Here is a 16,062-nt window from a genome sequence, read left to right on the forward strand (position 1 = left end):
GGGGACCCGGGCCGTGTCGGTGGTCGCTCGGTGGTCGCTCGGTGGTCGCTCGGTGGAGCGGGGCGGTCAGCCGGTCTGGCGGGCGGCGCGGCGCGCCGCGAGCTCGTCGCCCGCGGTCGGTGACTCGTCGACCTCGGGAGCGGTGCGCTCGCTCGGCAGCTCGGCCAGCGTGCCCTCGATCTCACGCCAGACGCCGCCGATGGCGATGCCGAACACGCCCTGCCCGCCCTGGAGCAGGTCGATGACCTCGTCGTTGCTGGTGCACTCGTACACCGAGACGCCGTCGCTCATCAGGGTGACGCGCGTCAGGTCGTCGGTGCCGCGCTCGCGCAGGTGCTGCACCGCAGTGCGGATCTGCTGCAGCGAGATGCCGGCGTCGAGCAGCCGCTTGATCACCTTGAGGATCAGGATGTCGCGGAAGGAGTAGAGCCGCTGCGACCCGGAGCCGGTGGCGCCGCGCACCGTGGGCTCGACCAGCCCGGTGCGCGCCCAGTAGTCGAGCTGCCGGTAGGTGATGCCGGCGGCGTTGCACGCGGTCGGGCCGCGGTAGCCGGCGTCGCTGGGCAGCGGCGAGACGTCGTCGGTGAACAGCAGGCCCTGCTCCTCGGCTGCCTCGGCAGCCAGGACGGCCTCGCCCGACGCGTCCTGCTCGTGCTCCTTGGTGCCCATCGATCCTCCGCTGACCTACTCCGGTGCGCGTAACCCCGGGGGGAAGGGATCCGCCCGATCAGGAACGACCACAGCGGTGGAGTTACACCAGAGACACTTGAATGTAGGCCTGCGCCGGCGGGTGGTCAACGAGGTGGGCGGCGTGTCGCAACCCTCTACCTCAGGTTGAGGGTGAGGGTGGTCGGAGCTCCTGTCGGTGCGGATTGGTCACCAACCGCACTCCCCGGGGGCTGGATCTGCGGTTTGGTCACCAACCGCACTCCCCCGGCCCTGGACCCTGCGGATTGGTCACCAACCGCAATTCACCCGAGCACCCGCCCACCGCGGGCCGAGGGGTCAGCGGCTCTCGAAGTCCTCGGGCGAGACGTGGTCGAGGAACTCGCGGAACTTCTCGACCTCGTCCTCCTGCTCGGCGGGGACGGCGAGGCCGGCCTCGTCGAGGACCTCCTCGGAGCACACGATCCGCGAGCCGGTGCGCAGGGCGAGGGCGATGGAGTCGGACGGGCGGGCGCTGACCTCGGTGCCCGAGCCGAGCACCAGGGTGGCGAAGAAGACGCCGTCCTTGACCTCGGTGATCCGCACCTCGGTGAGCTCGTTGCCGGTGGCCACGAGGACGTCGCGCATCAGGTCGTGGGTGAGGGGGCGTGGAGGCACCACGCCCTGCTGGGCGAAGGCGATCGCCGTCGCCTCCACCGCGCCGATCCAGATCGGCAGGTAGCGGTCACCTGCCACCTCCCGGAGCAGCACGATCGGCTGGTTCGAGGGCATCTCGACCCGCACTCCCATGACATCGACCTCGCGCACGTCGACCACCCTACTCCCGGGGTGTGCGGACGGCAGGCGGTCGCGCCGGAGCGGTCGGGGAGGCCGGCCTAGGAAGACTTCAGGCCGGACTTGACGAGCGTCGCGTGCAGCCGCACGGAGAGCGCGGCGATCTGCGAGACGGCGTCCTCGGCCCGGGCGGCGGCCGACGCATCGCGGCCCCGGCGCAGCGGGGCGACGACCTGCTCGACCAGGCCCACCTCGCGGTCGGCGGCGGTCTTGAACGCCCGCAGGTGCCGCGGCTCGAGCCCGAAGTCGGAGAGCTCGCGGGCGGTCGTCGCGATCACGAGCGCGTCGGTGTCGTAGTGACCGGTGCCGGTCCGGGGCACGACCAGACCGTACTGCTCGAGCTGGTCGAGGAGCTCCTCGGAAACCTCGGCGATCTTCAGCAGCTCGCGGCGCGAGAGCCGCACCTTGTCGGCGCGGCGGAAGGAGTCGGCGCTCGGCAGGCCGTCGGCAGCGAGGGCGACCTTCGGCACCGTCGGCACCACGGCCTCGATCGGGGGCGGCTCAAGGCCGCGGTCGATCGCGTCGAGGTGCTCGCCGATCACCTTCAGCGGCAGGTAGTGGTCGCGCTGCATGCGCAGGATGTAGCGCAGCCGCTCGACGTCCTCGGGCGTGAACTTCCGGTAGCCGGCCGGGGTGCGCTCGGGCTTGATCAGCCCCTTGTCCTCGAGGAAGCGGATCTTGGGGATGGTCACCCCGGGGAAGTCGGGGCGCAGCCGGTCGAGGACCTCGCCGATGTTCATCCGGGACCGCGACGCGGCGACCGGCTCAGCTGCCATGCCCGCGGCCCTCGTCAGCCCTGGTGACCGGCGAAGAAGACGAGCCGGTACTTGCCGATCTGCACCTCGTCGCCGTCCTTGAGCACGACCTTGTCGATGCGGTCGCGGTTGACGTAGGTGCCGTTGAGGCTGCCGGCGTCGCTCACGGTGAACTCCTCACCTGCGCGGTGGAACTCCGCGTGGCGGCGTGACACGGTCACGTCGTCGAGGAAGATCTGGCTCTCCGGGTGGCGTCCGGCGTGCACCTCGTCCTCGTCGAGGAGGAAGCGGCTGCCGGCGCCCGGCCCGCGCTGCACGACGAGCAGCGCGTGCCCCGGGGGCAGCGCGTCGACCGCGGCGGCGTCGACCGGGCTGAGCTTGCGGTCGGAGGTGTCGACCTTCTCGCCGCCGGTGAAGGTGATCGTCGCCGTGGCGTCGCTCGGAGCCTCGTCCTGGGCAGCCTCCGGCGTGACCAGACGTGTCCCGCACTGCGCGCAGAAGCGTGCGTCATCCGGGTTCTGCCGGCCACAGGCGGTGCAGAACGGCATGGATCCTCCCCTTGCTCGTCGACCCTTCGCGGCCCCCGGGCCCGGGGACCAACCCTCACCAACGGGTTGAGGTTGATGGTTGCTCCGAACCTACCAGCCCCGATCGAGCCCGCGGGCACGGACGGAGGAACCTCGTCCGACCTCCGGCCTTCCCGGGGTGCGGGCCTCAGGAGTCGAGACCGGCCTGGTACGCCGCGGCGTCGAGGAGGCCCTCGACCTCGCTCGGGTCGCTGGGCACGACCTCGAAGAGCCAGCCCCCGCCGTAGGGGTCGTTGTTGACCAGCTCGGGCGTCGCGTCGAGCGAGCCGTTGACCGCGGCGACCTCGCCCGCCACGGGTGCGTAGACGTCGCTCACCGACTTGGTCGACTCCAGCTCGCCGCAGGCGCTACCGGCCGCGACGGTGTCCCCCACCTCGGGCAGGGAGACGTAGACGATGTCGCCCAGCGCCTCCTGGGCGAAGTGCGTGATGCCGACGCGCACCGAGCCCTCGGCCTCGCCGGGGGTGCGCACCCACTCGTGCTCCGCGGTGTACTTCAGGTCCTCCGGGTACAAGGCGTGTCCTCTCATCGGGTGGTGGGGTGCCGGCAGGCGGGCCGGCTCAGGCTACTGCGGTGGCACGGGCTGGAGGAACTGCGTGTCCTCCGGGGTGGCGACGCTCTTGATGTCGAGCGACGGCAGCTCGTCCACGGTGACCGTGGCCCCGTCGCCCTCGAGCTGCTCGATGGGGCCCTCGCGGAAGACCATGGCGCCGTGGAGCGTGGTCGGCTCCCCGATCGCGTCGAGCACGTAGGGCGGCTCGAGCAGCTGGTCGTCGACGTAGATGCCGCCGACGCCGTCCTCGAACGACGTGGAGGCCACGACGCGCACCTGACCGTTGAACTGCATGGCCTCGGCGCCGGCGCCGCGCAGCTCCTGGATCATGTCGAGCAGCGAGTCGGTGCTGACCGCACCGTCGGTCTCGTCGATGGTGACCCGGATGCCCGGGCCGGTGACCGGCACGGTGCCGGCCAGGATGTCGAGGGTGTCGGCCTGCTTGCGGGCCTCGGTCAGCGCGGCCTGCCGCGCCTCCGAGCTCGACTGGAGGTCGGCCTTGGCCTGCTCGAGGCGAGTGATCTCGCGCTGGGCGCGCTGGGTGGTGTCGGTGAGCCCGTTGAGGACGTCGATCAGGTCCTGCTCGCGGTAGCCGGCGTAGGCGGCGTCGTCGGACTGCGCCTGCACCTGCGTCATGGCGGCGAACCCGACGACCGCCAGCAGCACCGCCACCACCACCTGGTGCCGCGAGGGGTGGGTCAGCGCGCGCACCAGCCGGTCGCGCCCCACCGGGGCCCCGGGCTCGTCGCCGGTCGGCGGAGCGGGATCGGCGGAGAGGTCGGGCGTCGGGTCGGCCGGCACCACCGGGGCGGGCGGTCGGGCGGACAGGTCGGGCGTCGGGTCAGGCATGGAACAGGTGCCTCCGGATGGCCGCGACGTTGGAGAAGATCCGGATGCCGAGCACGACGATGACGCCGGTGGAGAGCTGGCCGCCGACGCCGAGCTTGTCGCCGAGGTAGACGATCGCGGAGGCGATCACGACGTTGCTGACGAACGAGACGACGAAGACCTTGTCGTCGAAGATCCCGTCGAGGTAGGCGCGCAGGCCGCCGAAGACGGCGTCGAGCGCCGCGACCACGGCGATGGGCAGGTAGGGCTCGAGCCCGGCGGGGACGTCGGGGGTGAAGACCAGCCCGAGCACGATCCCGACCAGCAGCCCCAGTGCGGCGATCACGGGTTCACCTCCTCGTCGTCCACGCCGGGGTTGGCCCCGGAGGTGCCGGACTGCACGTGCCGCAGCCGCGGCGGGCGCGAGGCCGGCAGCGTGAGTCCGTCGCTGGCATTCTCCACCTCGATCTTGTAGGGGAAGCCGAGGTTGCCCGCGATGTCGAAGAACCGGGCCCCGTGGGTGGTGTCGAGCAGGTCCGCGGGCAGCGTGCGCGGGTCGCCGATCGCCTGCACGACGTACGGCGGGTTGACCGGCCGGCTGTTCACGCGGATCGCCTGGCCGCTGTTGCGGATGGCCGAGAGCGCCGTGAGGCGCTGGCCGTTGATCGCCACCGCCTCGGCCCCGGCCTGCCAGAGCCCGTCGGCGAGCATCGCGAGGTCCTCGTCGACGACGAGCCCGGTCACGTCGGCGCCGGGCGCGTCGTCGACCGTCACCACGACGCCGGGGCCGCGCACCGCGACGTACCCGGTGACCGCCTGCTGCTCGCGCAGCGCCGCGATCTGCGCGAGCGCGTCGGCGGTGAGCCGCTGGTTGCGGTCGTCGGCCTCGACGTAGTCGTCCTGGAGCCGCGCGATCTGCTCCTGGCGGCGCGCCAGGGCAGCGCGGCCGTCCTCGACCTGGGAGACCAGGGCGGCGCGGCTGGCGCTCGTGACGTCGGCGTTGCGCGCGGTCTGCACGGCCGCGATCGAGACCAGCAGGCCGAAGGCGGCCACCACGCCCGCCGCCACCCAGTGGCCGCGGGAGACCCCGCCGCGCGTCGGGGCCTGCGGGGGCGGCGTGGCCGCGACTCCGGCCTGCGCCGCGCGCCGCGCCGCCACGACGCGGTAGTCCTCGTCGAGGCTGCTCTCGGTGATGCGGGTCAGCAGCGGGGTGGTCACGTACGCCGGCAGCGGGGTCCGCTCGGTGGTCGTGGTGGTCGGCCCGGCCTTGGTGTCAGTCACCGGGGGCCGCCCGGCGCCGGGGTGTCGTCGCCACCAGCTTGCGGACCTGCCAGGCGTAGAGGATCCCGGCCCACCAGTAGAGCCCGATGCCCCAGATCGCGAAGGCCCAGCCGAAGACGTCGGCCAGCGTCGCGACCACACCGGTGCCGTCGCCGAGCAGCAGCAGCGGGAAGGCGTAGAGCAGGTTGAACGTCGCCGCCTTGCCCAGGAAGTGCACCGGCAGCGCGCTGTAGCCGCGGGTGCGCAGGATCGGCACCAGGCCCCACAGCAGCAGGTCGCGCAGCGGAAGGATCACCGCCACCCACCACGGGATGATGTCGCGCAGGGCCAGCCCGATGACGACGGCCAGGATGTAGAGCCGGTCGGCGACCGGGTCGAGCACCTGGCCGAGGCTCGAGGTCTGGTGGAGGCGGCGGGCGAGGTAGCCGTCGAGGTAGTCGGTCACGCCGGACAGGAGCAGCACCACCAGCGCCCAGCCGTCGGCCTCGGGACCGAGCACCAGCCACAGGAAGAGCGGCACGCCGGCGAGGCGGGCGAGGCTGATCAGGTTCGGCACCGTCCACACGCGGTCCTGACGTTCCGCGATGCGCTCACTCACCGGCTGCGGGTCCTGTTCTGTGGTGCGGGGGTCGGGTGGTCGGTCGTGGCCACCCTATAAGCCGCTGACCAGCGGAATCGGGCGCGGTGGGGTCGGCGCGCCCGGACGGTCAGGACGGGTCGTCCTGGTGGGCGGCGTCGTGGATCTCCCCCACCAGCTCCTCGATCACGTCCTCCAGGGTCGCCAGCCCGACGAGGCGGCCGTCGGCGTCCACGACGCGCGCCATGTGGGCCCCGCGCCGGCGCAGCGTCTCGAGGACCTCGTGCAGCAGGTCGGTCTCGAGCACGGGCGCGAACGGGCGCACCCACTTGTCGTCGACGACGCGCCCGCGGCGTGCCTCGTCGGTCTCCAGCACGTCCTTGATGTGGAGGTAGCCGAGCGGCTCCTCGTCGTCCCCCAGCACCGGGAACCGGCTGTACCCGGTGGCGGCGCAGAGCTCCTCCACCTCGGCCACCGTGGACCCCCGTCGCACCGCCGCCAGCTCACCGACGGGCAGCACCACCGACGAGGCGGACTTCTCGGTGAAGCCGAGGGCGCCGGCGAGGCGGTCGTACTCGGAGTCGCCCAGCAGGCCCTCCCCCCGCGACTCCTCGACCATCGCCGCGACCTGCTCGCGGGTGAAGCTCGAGCTGACCTCGTCGCTCATCCGGACGCCGACCAGCCTCAGCACCGCGGCGGCGACCGCGTTGATGACCACGATCACCGGCCGCAGCACCGTCACGATGCCCCAGACCAGCGGGGCGAGCACGAGTGCCGCGCGCTCGGGACCCGCCAGCGCGATGTTCTTGGGCACCATCTCCCCCAGCACCACGTGCAGGTAGACCACGACGGCCAGGGCGATGGCGAAGGAGACCGGGTGCAGCAGCGACTCCGGCACCGAGAGCGCCTGGAGCACCGGGTCGACCAGGTGGGCGATCGCCGGCTCGGCCACGGCGCCCAGCAGCAGCGAGCAGACCGTGATGCCGAGCTGGTTGACCGCGATCACCAGCGCGATGTTCTCCATGGCGTGCAGCGTGGTGCGGGCGAGCCGCGAGCCCTCGTCGGCCAGCGGCTCGACCTGGCTGCGCCGTGCCGAGATCAGCGCGAACTCCGCGCCCACGAAGAAGGCGTTGCCCAGCACGAGCAGCAGCGCGACCAGGATGCCGGTGGTGCTGCTCACCGCTCCTCCCCCGCGCCGGGAGCCGGCCGGTCGCCGGAGCCGCCCGGGCCGTCCGAGCCGTCCAGGAGCCGCAGCGACAGCCGGTCGATGCGGCGGCCGTCCATGTGCACCACGGTCAGCACCGCGAGCTGCTCGCGCCGCCCCTCGCCGGAACCGTTGTCCTGCGGCTCCGGGACCGGCACCTCCGCCACGTCACCCGTGCGCGGCACGCGGCCCAGGACCTTGAGCACCAGCCCGGCGACGGTGTCGTAGTCCTCGTGCTCCGGCAGCGCGATCCCGGTCACGTGCTCGACCTCGTCGGGGCGGAGCAGCCCGGAGATCGACCAGCTGCCGTCGCGCCGCTGCCAGGCCCGCGAGCCGAGCCGGTCGTGCTCGTCGGAGATGTCGCCGACGATCTCCTCGATCACGTCCTCGAGGGTCACGATGCCCGCGTGCCCGCCGTACTCGTCGAGGACGACGGCGAGCTGGAACCCCTCCTGGCGCAGCAGGTTGAGCAGCGGGTCGAGCCGCAGCGAGTCCGGTACGACGAGCGGCTTGGCCATGACGTGCTTGATCCGCGTGGTCGCCCGCTCGGGCACCGACAGCCCGACGACGTGCTTGACGTGCACGGTCCCGACGACGGTGTCCTCGGCGTCGAGCACCGGGAAGCGTGAGTGACCGGTCGAGCGGGCCAGCTCGATCACGGCCTCGGCGCGGTCGTTCTCCTCCACGGTCACGGTGCGCACCCGCGGCGTCATGATCTCCCCGGCCGTCCGGGTGCCGAACTCCACCGAGCGCTCCATGAGCTCGGCGGTCTCCACGTCGAGGGTGCCGAGGTTGGCGGAGCGCTGGATCAGCGAGGCGAGCTCGGCCGAGCTGCGCGCCGACCGCAGCTCCTCCTGGGGCTCGATGCCGAGGCGGCGCACGATGCCGTTCGCCGACCCGTTGAGGACGCGGATCGGGAGTGCCATCGCCGCGGTGAAGCCGCGCTGGAAGAGCTGGGTCCCCCGGGCGACCTCCATGGGCCGGGCGATGGCGAGGTTCTTGGGCACCAGCTCGCCGAAGACCATGGTCAGGGCCGTGCTCACGGTCAGTGCGAACACCAGTGCGAGCGGGCGCACCCACGACTCCGGGACCCCGGCCGCCGTGAGGGGGTCACGGACGAGCCCCGCGATCGCCGGCTCGGCGAGGTAGCCGATCGCGAGGTTGGTGATGGTGATGCCGACCTGCGCGCCGGACAGCTGGGTCGACAGCGACCGCAGCGCCCGCTGCAGGCCCACCGCGGTCGCGTCGCCGGCGGCTGCGGCCTGGTCCACCCGCGACCGGTCGACGGTCACGAAGGCGAACTCCGCGGCCACGAAGACGCCGCAGGCGGCGATGAGCAGCAGGGCGGTGCCGAGCAGGATCCACTCGGTCAGCGTGGGCTCCTCGGGTCGGCAGTCGAACGGGCCCCACTCTAGCCAGCGCCGGCCCGCCCCCGGCAGCCCCGGGCCTCCCCCCGCTCCCGCGGCCCCCGACGCCCGTTGAACAATTCTTGAGGATTTCCGGGACGGGCCCCGCACGACGTTCCTACCCTGAGGGACGGCCGAGGGGGCGCGCCTGGCAGAGGAGACATCGGGAGCCATGACAGACGTGCGCACCAGCGGCGGACCGTCCCGACGGACGGTCCTGGGCGGCGCCACGGCCGTCGGAGCCGCGGGGGCGGTCACGGCGGCCGGCCTGGGCGGCGCCGCCCACGCCGCTGCCACCCCCGTCCGGGCCCGCAGCTCGGGCCCGCGGCTGTTGAGCCCGGAGGCGCGCCACCTCGTGGGCCGGCTCAGTTACGGCCTCACCCCCGACCTCGCCGACCGGGTCCGCCGTGCCGGCGGTGCGCGGGCGTGGTTCGAGGCCCAGCTCGACCCCTCCTCCGTCGCCGACCCCGGCACGGCCCGCCTCATCGACTGGTGGGACGGCCTGACCCTCGACGCGGCCACGTTGTGGGAGCGGCAGGTCACCGGGGTCGAGGGCGGCTGGGTGGTGATGGCCGACTACGAGCGCTGGACGCTGCTGCGCCGGATGCGCTCGCGCCGGCAGGTGCTCGAGGTCATGACGGAGTTCTGGGAGCACCACTTCAACGTGCCCGCCACCGGCGACGCGGCGTTCACGCACCGCGTCCCCTACGGCCGGGAGATCCGCAAGCGGGCCCTCGGCACCTTCGAGGACCTGCTGCGGACGGCCGTGCTGCACCCCGCGATGCTGATCTACCTGAACAACGCGGACTCGACGAAGAAGCACCCCAACGAGAACCTCGGCCGCGAGCTGCTCGAGCTGCACACCGTCGGCCGGGAGAACCACACCGAGGACGACGTCAAGTCCTCCGCGCGGATCCTCACCGGCTACCGGGTCGACCTCTGGGACACCTGGGCCCCGTACTACAACGAGCTCGACCACTGGACGGGGCCCGTCCAGGTGCTCGGGTTCAGCGACCCCAACCCGAGCAGCGACGGGCGCGCCCTGGCCAGGCGCTACCTCTCCTTCCTGGCCCACCACCCCGCCACGGCGCAGCGCATCGCCCGCAAGCTGGCGGTGAAGTTCGTCCGCGACGACCCGTCGGACGCCCTGGTCGACCGGCTGGCGTCGGTCTACCTCGCCCACGGGACGGCGATCAAACCGGTGCTCCGTGCCCTGGTGAAGTCCCCCGAGTTCGCCGACTCGGTGGGCGCCAAGGTGCGCGACCCCAACGAGGACGTCGTGGCGACCTACCGGGTGCTCGGCATCGAGCTGGCGCGGCCCACGGCGGACAACTCCGGGGCCAACGCGGTGCTGTGGCAGGCGGCCTCGCTGGGCAACCGCCCGTTCGGCTGGCCCCGGCCCGACGGACAGCCCGTCGACAACGTCTCGTGGTCGTCGCCGTCGCGGCTGATCGCCTCGATGAGCCTGCACCGGGGACTCTCCGCCGGCTGGTGGCCGACGGTGGACACGACCTACCGCGCCCCCACCGACTGGGCGCCGTCGTTCCCGGTCCGCTTCGACCACCTGGTCGAGCACGTCTCGCGGCTGCTGCTGCACCGGCCGGCCTCGCGGACGTTGCTCGAGGCCTGCCTGACCGCCACGGGGTGCTCGGCCGACGAGCAGATCACCGCGGACCACCCGATCATGCGCTGGCGCAGCTGGAACTTCCTGACCACCTTCCTCGACTCCCCAGCCTTCCTGCGCCGGTGACCGCCATGACGATGCCCACGAGAACCCCTGCGACCGCCACCGACGCGGCCCCCTGCTGCGCCGAGTTCGCGCGCATCTCGCGACGCGGCCTGCTGGCCGGAGCCGCCGCCCTCGCCGGTACGACGACCGTCCTCGGCTCCGCCGTGGTCACCGCCTCGGCCGCCTCGGTCGTTCCCGCGGAGGCCGTCCTGGTCGTGCTGTCGCTGCGGGGCGCCGCCGACGGCATGTCGCTGGTCGTGCCGCACGGCGATCCCGTCTACTACGCCGCCCGCCCGCGGATCGCGATCCCGGCCGACGCCCTGCTGGTCAAGGACGAGCTGTTCGGGCTGCACCCCGAGCTGGCGCCGCTCCTGCCCCTCTGGGACGCCGGGAAGCTGGCCTCGGTGCACGCCACCGGCCTGCCGGCGCCCAACCGCTCGCACTTCGCGGCCATGGAGGAGCTCGAGGACGCCGATCCCGGCAGCTCGGCCCGCGTGGGGTGGCTCAACCGGCTGGTCGGTCTGGACGCGAACAGCTCGCCGCTGCAGGGCCTGGGCCTCGGCGGCGGCGTGCCACCGACCTCGCTCGTCGGTCCCGAGGACGTGATCACGGCGTCCGGCGTCGGCTCGGTGGTGATCCCCGGGGACGACCCCGACGAGGCCGGCCGCCCGCGCCTCGCGTCCCTGCACCGGCTGTGGGACGGCGACGCCAGTGCGCTGGGGCGGGCGATGCGGGCCACCTTCGCGGCGGTCGACGACTTCGCACCGGTCCGCGCCACGTCGGAGACGCCCGCCAACGGCGCCGTCTACCCCAACGGCGACCTGGGCGACGCGATGGCCGAGGCCGCCCGCGTCGTCCGCGGCGACGTCGGCGTCGAGGTGATCACCGTCGACCACGGCAGCTGGGACCACCACTCGGGCCTCGGCACCCTCGAGTGGGGCGGGATGCAGCACAACGCCCGCGAGCTCGCCGAAGCCCTCGCGGCGTTCTTCACCGACCTCGGCCCGCTCGCCGACAAGGTCACCGTGGTGGCGCTCAGCGAGTTCGGGCGACGGGTGCAGGAGAACGCGAGCTGGGGTCTCGACCACGGCTACGGCGGCGTGATGCTGCTCGCCGGGGCCGGCGTCGTCGGCGGCTACCACGGCGTCTGGCAGCCCCTGAGCAACACGCTCGACGCGGACCTGACCGTCACGCGGGACTACCGGTCGGTGCTCTCCGAGGTGGTGCTCTCGCGCTTCGGCGCCAGTCCGGCCGCGGTCTTCCCCGGCTTCGTGCGCGAGACCGTCGGGGCGATGACCGGCATCTGAGAGAAATGCTGTCGGCGGGGCGCATGCATCGTCGCCGAGGGGGTACCGATCTGCGCTCGCTGCTCGGGCGGGCCCCTCCTCCCAAGGAACCGCACGTGTCGCTGCCCCCTCCCTCCAGCGGCCCCGTCGGTCGCGCCCTGCAAGCCTGGCTCGACTCCCCCACCACCACCACCGCCCACGGCCTGGCCGCGGCGACGGCCACGCTCGGCCCGGCGTGCGACGTGCTCACCGATGACGACGTGCAGGGCAGCCTGCGGCGCCTCTACGACCTCGCCGAGGCGGCTCCGGGGGCCATCGAGTCCGTGACGGGGCTGCGAGAGCCGCCGCCCCTGGTCCGGGCGCGGGCAGCGCTCGAGTCGGCGGTGGAGTTCGAGCTCCGGATCCGCACCGCCCACCACGTGGACGTCGCGTGCGAGCGCCGCGAGCCGCTGGGCGCAGCCCTGGTGCGCCTGGTCGGGACGATGCACGGCCCGGCGCTCGCCTCCTACCTCGAGCGGCACGCACCGCGCCACCAGGTCGAGCACCACCGCACGCTCAGCATCGTCCATGCGGGTGAGCGTCCCGACGCCCCCGCTCCGGGCCACGCCCTGGTCACCGGCAACGTCGCCACGATGCTCCGGCTGCACCCGCGGCTCCGGCCGAGCGCGACCGGGTTCGAGGCGGCTCGCCTCGTGACCACGGCACGGGCCCGACCCCGGCTCACGGCCGCAGCGCGCCGGGTGGGCCTGGTCCCGCTGCCCGTCGCGGCCGCCACCGCGCCCGACGCCTGCGACGAGCGAGCGCTGGTCGACGAGCTCCTGGGCGGTGCCGGGCAGGAGGCCCCCGACGTCGCCGCCGACGTCCTCCTCGGCGCCGCGTCCTACCTCTACCTCGCGGCCGTGCACGAGAGCCGGCTGCTGGCGCACTGGCGCGAGGAGGACCTGCCGGAGGAGCCGATCAGCGTCTGAGCCCCGCCCTCCTCACGGGCGGCCGTCGAGGAACATCCGCAAGCGCGTCCTCGTTTGGTCGTCGTCCCCGGGCACGTGGCCGTTCACGGCGCGGCAGGCCCACCCCAGCCGCCGGGCGACGTGGACCGCCGCGACCAGGTCGCGCCCCGCGCCGTACCTCTCCTGCCAGGGTCCGAGGTACGACGTGACGTAGGGCGCGAGGTCCTCGGAGTCCTCCTCGTCGTCGACGCCCCAGGCGATCACGCCCTCGAGGGTGACCGACAGCGTGAGGAAGGGGTGGGTGACACAGCTGTCGCCCCAGTCGAGCAGGAGCGTGCGCCCGTCACGGACGAAGACCTGGCCGTCGTGCAGGTCGTCGTGCTGCACGGTGTCGGGCAGGTCGGTGGCCGCCAGCTCGTCGCAGAGTCGCTCGACCTCACCGACCGCCTCGCGGAAGCGCGGCTCGACGTCGAGGCGGGCGACGAGCCCGGCGTACTGCTCCGGGAGCCCGCCGAGGCGGCGGTCGGGCACACCGAGGGCCAGCATGGCGTCGGTGTCGGGCGTCGCGGCTACCTGCACCTCCGCGTAGAGCCGCAGTGCCTCGTGCCACCGGTCCAGGCTGCGCTCACGCGGGACGATCGCACGCAGGCGCTCACCGGCGTCGTCCATCAGCATCCAACCCCGGTCGGGCTCGGAGGCCAGCAGGGGTGGGACCGCGTCGGGACGACGCGCGGCCAGCAGGTCGACCAGGCCGGCCTCGTGCCGCATCGCGTCGTCGTTGGCCTTGAACCACAGCGGGCCCCGATCGGTCGGTAGCCGGAGCACGGTCGACCAGCGGGTCACGTGCGTCTGCTCGACCTCCCCGGTGACGGGTCGCCCCGCGGCCGCAGCGCGGTCGAGGGCCCAGGCCCGCGCGGTCGCCAACCACTCATCGTCGCGCCAGCGCTCCTCGTCCACGGGCCGTGACGCTAGCCCGACCGGCGCTCGCCGCGCACCGGGTTATCAGCGGGCCACGCGGTCGAAGAGCTCGCCGTACTGCACGAGGTGGCGGTCGGGCAGGAACCGCTCGCGCACGCGTTCGCGGGCCGCGGCCCCCAGCCGGGCGGCGTACGACGGGTCGTCGAGCAGGCGGGTCAGCGCGGCCACCATCTCGTCGGCGTCGCGCGGGTCCGCGAGGAGCAGGCCGCTCTCGCCGTCGACGATCTGGTCGCGGATGCCGCCGACGGCCGAGGCGACCACCGGCCGGGCCTTCCACATCGGCTCGGTGACGGTCAGGCCGAAGCCCTCCTCCAGGCTCTTCTGCACCACGACGGTCGCGTGGCGCTGCAGCGCGTTGACCAGCAGCGCGTTCTCGTCGCCGTCGTCCATCGGCAGCTGCGCGAGGTGGATCCGCGCCCGCGCGGCCGCCGGCAGCTCGAGCCGGAACTCGCGGCACTCCTCGAGCACCTCGGCGCCCTCGGGGTCGTCGTCGACGCCGGCGACGTCGGGTCCGACCAGCAGCAGGTGCACGTCGTCGGGCAGACGGTCGAGCCGCCCGGCGAAGCCGGCGAGCAGGCCGCCCATGTCCTTGAGCCGGTCCCAGCGGCTCACCTGGAGGACGACCCGTGCCTCCTCCGGCACTGGCTCGTCGTCGACGAGCAGGCCGATGTGCGCGCGTACCGTGCCGACGCTGCCGTCGCGGCGGACGAAACGCGGACCCACGGGCTCGATGCCGCGGATGCCGTCGGCCACGAGCGAGGCCCGGCGTAGCACCGCCTGCACGTCGGCGTCATCGAGGGGCTGGTTCTTGGGGCTGAACGGGTCGAGCGACGGGGCGATGACGGTGAGGCGGTCGCGCGGCACCCAGTCGGGCGCGTAGCTCTCGCGGGAGAAGACGAAGCCCGCGGCGTCGCCCACGAGCCCGTGCAGGAAGTGCCAGCCGCGTGTGGTCGACGGGTTGTGGCCGTCGCGCCCGATGTGGCAGCGCCAGAGCGGGATGGCCCCCAGTCCCCGGATGCCGTCGACCAGACCGGCGGTCTGGGGGTCGTGCAGCAGCACCAGGTCGCCCGGCCGCACCCGCTCGGCGATCGCGGCGAAGTCGGCGTCGAGCACCGCCTGGTAGACCTCGAGCTCCGCCCGCCCCAGCCCGCCCCCGTCGCCGGGGAAGCCGTGCAGCAGGTTGTGGATGCGCTTGGTGACGGTGAAGAACTCCGGCGAGCCCTCGATCACCAGCCAGCGGGTGTCGACGCCGGCTCCGCGCCCGTAGGCCAGCACCGTCTGCAGCATCTCCGCGACGCCGCCGCCGTGGGCCGTGGAGCTGATGTTCCAGACGGTCCGGTGGCCGAGCAGCGCCACGGCCCGCTGCGCGCGGGCCCGGAGCTCCTCCGCCCGGCCCGGCGCCTGCTGGCTGGCCAACATCTCGAGCGGCACGTCCTGGACGTGCACCTCCTGAACCCCACCCACGGGTGCTCCTTCCCTCGCGCGTGAGTCTGCCACGTCGTGGGGGCTCATCTGCGGCGTACGAGTCCGGTCGGGACCTTCTCCCCTACGCTCGGCGACGTGCTCACCGTCAGCTGGCTCGGCCACTCGACCGTGGTCCTCGACCTCGCCGGCACACGGTTGCTCACCGACCCGCTGCTCCAGCGCCACGCCTGGCCGTTGCGGCGTCGAGCGACGCCGCCGGTGCGGGAGGCCTGGACCGACCCGGACGTGGTGCTCGTCTCGCACCTGCACCACGACCACGCGGAGCTCTCCTCGCTCCGCCTCGTCGCCCACGCGCCGGTGCTGACCGCGGCGGAGAACGCGGAGTGGCTGCGCAAGCAGGGTCTGCGCGGAGAGGCACTCGGCGACGACTGGCGCCCAGTCGGCGGGGACGGCGTCGAGGTGCGGCTCGTGCCGGCTGTCCACCACAGCCGGCCGATGCCGCACCGGCCCAACGCCGCCAACGGGCACCTGGTCCGCCACGGCCCGACCAGCATCTGGGCGGCCGGGGACACCAGCCCCTTCGACGGCATGGAGCACCTCGCCGCGCTCGCCGGCGGTGAGCGGCTCGACCTGGCCCTGATCCCGATCGCCGGCTGGGGGCCGCGCCTCTCCGACGGGCACCTCGACGGGCCGGCAGCCGCCCGGGTGTGCGCGGCGGTGAAGGCCCGCTACGCGCTGCCCGTGCACTGGGGCACGCTGCACCCGCCGCTCTTCACCGTCCGCGGAAGCAGGTGGATGCACCGACCCCGCGAGAAGTTCCTCGAGGCCCTCGCGACCGAGGCGCCCGACACCGAGGCGGTCGACCTCGCGCCCGGCGAGTCCGTGACCCTTGACATCTGATCCGGGACATCTGATCCGGAGTCATCCGTCCGGGCCGCAGGACCCGTGACCCGGATCGACAGCTCCGACCAAGGTCCCGCCCGATCCCGGACCTCGGTCCCTGCCC

General features: G+C 73.4%; 17 protein-coding genes. 4 read left to right on the plus strand and 13 right to left on the minus strand.

The genetic code is table 11. From position 1 onward, the window contains the following. Window positions 1-66: 66 nt before the first annotated feature. The 11 genes from ACFPGP_RS10315 to ACFPGP_RS10365 form a co-directional block, all read right to left on the minus strand. Window positions 67-669 (minus strand): MerR family transcriptional regulator, encoded by a 603-nt coding sequence (locus ACFPGP_RS10315; protein ID WP_378589808.1) that lies wholly within the window; start codon window positions 667-669, stop codon window positions 67-69. 336 nt (window positions 670-1,005) lie between these two features. Then, window positions 1,006-1,473 (minus strand): bifunctional nuclease family protein, encoded by a 468-nt coding sequence (locus tag ACFPGP_RS10320; protein WP_378589810.1) that lies wholly within the window; start codon window positions 1,471-1,473, stop codon window positions 1,006-1,008. Window positions 1,474-1,541: 68 nt separating this feature from the next. Beyond that, window positions 1,542-2,276, minus strand: a complete 735-nt coding sequence (gene ftsR, locus ACFPGP_RS10325) for a transcriptional regulator FtsR (RefSeq protein ID WP_378589812.1) — start codon at window positions 2,274-2,276, stop codon at window positions 1,542-1,544. A 14-nt stretch (window positions 2,277-2,290) separates the two neighbouring features. Then, on the minus strand, window positions 2,291-2,803 hold the full coding sequence (locus ACFPGP_RS10330) for an FHA domain-containing protein (RefSeq protein ID WP_378589813.1): 513 nt from the start codon (window positions 2,801-2,803) through the stop codon (window positions 2,291-2,293). A 166-nt stretch (window positions 2,804-2,969) separates the two neighbouring features. Next, window positions 2,970-3,356 carry a glycine cleavage system protein GcvH gene (gene gcvH, locus ACFPGP_RS10335; protein ID WP_378589815.1) on the minus strand — a complete coding sequence of 129 codons (387 nt, stop codon included), beginning with the start codon at window positions 3,354-3,356 and terminating at the stop codon, window positions 2,970-2,972. Between the two features lie 51 nt (window positions 3,357-3,407). Next, window positions 3,408-4,244 (minus strand): DUF881 domain-containing protein, encoded by an 837-nt coding sequence (locus tag ACFPGP_RS10340; protein ID WP_378589816.1) that lies wholly within the window; start codon window positions 4,242-4,244, stop codon window positions 3,408-3,410. After that, window positions 4,237-4,569 carry a small basic family protein gene (locus tag ACFPGP_RS10345; protein WP_378589818.1) on the minus strand — a complete coding sequence of 111 codons (333 nt, stop codon included), beginning with the start codon at window positions 4,567-4,569 and terminating at the stop codon, window positions 4,237-4,239. The genes ACFPGP_RS10340 and ACFPGP_RS10345 overlap by 8 nt, the downstream gene beginning before the upstream one ends. Further along, window positions 4,566-5,504 carry a DUF881 domain-containing protein gene (locus ACFPGP_RS10350; protein WP_378589819.1) on the minus strand — a complete coding sequence of 313 codons (939 nt, stop codon included), beginning with the start codon at window positions 5,502-5,504 and terminating at the stop codon, window positions 4,566-4,568. Before ACFPGP_RS10350 ends, ACFPGP_RS10345 begins: the two co-directional genes overlap by 4 nt. After that, a complete protein-coding gene (locus ACFPGP_RS10355) occupies window positions 5,497-6,102 on the minus strand; it encodes a CDP-alcohol phosphatidyltransferase family protein (RefSeq protein ID WP_378589821.1) in 606 nt (201 codons plus the stop codon). Before ACFPGP_RS10355 ends, ACFPGP_RS10350 begins: the two co-directional genes overlap by 8 nt. Window positions 6,103-6,211: 109 nt before the next feature. Beyond that, a complete protein-coding gene (locus ACFPGP_RS10360; RefSeq protein WP_378589822.1) occupies window positions 6,212-7,261 on the minus strand; it encodes a hemolysin family protein in 1,050 nt (349 codons plus the stop codon). Continuing rightward, window positions 7,258-8,802 carry a hemolysin family protein gene (locus tag ACFPGP_RS10365; protein ID WP_378589824.1) on the minus strand — a complete coding sequence of 515 codons (1,545 nt, stop codon included), beginning with the start codon at window positions 8,800-8,802 and terminating at the stop codon, window positions 7,258-7,260. Before ACFPGP_RS10365 ends, ACFPGP_RS10360 begins: the two co-directional genes overlap by 4 nt. Before the next feature lie 61 nt (window positions 8,803-8,863). Here ACFPGP_RS10365 and ACFPGP_RS10370 point away from each other — a divergent pair, with 61 nt between their 5' ends. The 3 genes from ACFPGP_RS10370 to ACFPGP_RS10380 all read left to right on the plus strand — a co-directional run bounded on the left by ACFPGP_RS10370 (window position 8,864) and on the right by ACFPGP_RS10380 (window position 12,674). Continuing rightward, complete coding sequence (locus ACFPGP_RS10370; RefSeq protein ID WP_378589826.1) at window positions 8,864-10,441, plus strand: DUF1800 domain-containing protein; 1,578 nt, start codon at window positions 8,864-8,866, stop codon at window positions 10,439-10,441. Between the two features lie 5 nt (window positions 10,442-10,446). Beyond that, entirely contained in the window at window positions 10,447-11,727 is a 1,281-nt protein-coding gene (locus tag ACFPGP_RS10375; RefSeq protein WP_378590123.1) for a DUF1501 domain-containing protein, read from the plus strand. A gap of 95 nt (window positions 11,728-11,822) precedes the next feature. After that, a complete protein-coding gene (locus ACFPGP_RS10380; RefSeq protein ID WP_378589827.1) occupies window positions 11,823-12,674 on the plus strand; it encodes a hypothetical protein in 852 nt (283 codons plus the stop codon). A gap of 12 nt (window positions 12,675-12,686) precedes the next feature. Here the strand turns inward: ACFPGP_RS10380 and ACFPGP_RS10385 are convergent, their stop codons facing one another. Next, on the minus strand, window positions 12,687-13,610 hold the full coding sequence (locus ACFPGP_RS10385) for a phosphotransferase family protein (RefSeq protein WP_378589828.1): 924 nt from the start codon (window positions 13,608-13,610) through the stop codon (window positions 12,687-12,689). A gap of 45 nt (window positions 13,611-13,655) precedes the next feature. Beyond that, a complete protein-coding gene (locus tag ACFPGP_RS10390; protein WP_378589829.1) occupies window positions 13,656-15,095 on the minus strand; it encodes a glycosyltransferase in 1,440 nt (479 codons plus the stop codon). Between the two features lie 96 nt (window positions 15,096-15,191). Between ACFPGP_RS10390 and ACFPGP_RS10395 the strand changes: the two genes are divergently transcribed. Further along, the gene (locus tag ACFPGP_RS10395) at window positions 15,192-15,956 is read left to right on the plus strand and encodes an MBL fold metallo-hydrolase (protein WP_378589830.1); all 765 of its coding nucleotides are present in this window, start codon (window positions 15,192-15,194) and stop codon (window positions 15,954-15,956) included. The last annotated feature ends 106 nt before the right edge of the window (window positions 15,957-16,062 follow it).

This window comes from Nocardioides taihuensis, from assembly GCF_042657275.1.
In the GTDB taxonomy this organism is placed as follows: Bacteria; Actinomycetota; Actinomycetes; order Propionibacteriales; family Nocardioidaceae; genus Nocardioides; species Nocardioides taihuensis.

Excerpts from the sequence above, each read along its gene's own strand:
- ACFPGP_RS10370 (WP_378589826.1), top strand. The coding sequence starts at position 8,864 with ATGACAGACGTGCGCACCAGCGGCGGACCGTCCCGACGGACGGTCCTG.
- ftsR (WP_378589812.1), bottom strand. The coding sequence starts at position 2,276 with ATGGCAGCTGAGCCGGTCGCCGCGTCGCGGTCCCGGATGAACATCGGC.
- ACFPGP_RS10330 (WP_378589813.1), bottom strand. The coding sequence starts at position 2,803 with ATGCCGTTCTGCACCGCCTGTGGCCGGCAGAACCCGGATGACGCACGC.
- ACFPGP_RS10375 (WP_378590123.1), top strand. The coding sequence starts at position 10,447 with ATGACGATGCCCACGAGAACCCCTGCGACCGCCACCGACGCGGCCCCC.
- ACFPGP_RS10340 (WP_378589816.1), bottom strand. The coding sequence starts at position 4,244 with ATGCCTGACCCGACGCCCGACCTGTCCGCCCGACCGCCCGCCCCGGTG.
- ACFPGP_RS10315 (WP_378589808.1), bottom strand. The coding sequence starts at position 669 with ATGGGCACCAAGGAGCACGAGCAGGACGCGTCGGGCGAGGCCGTCCTG.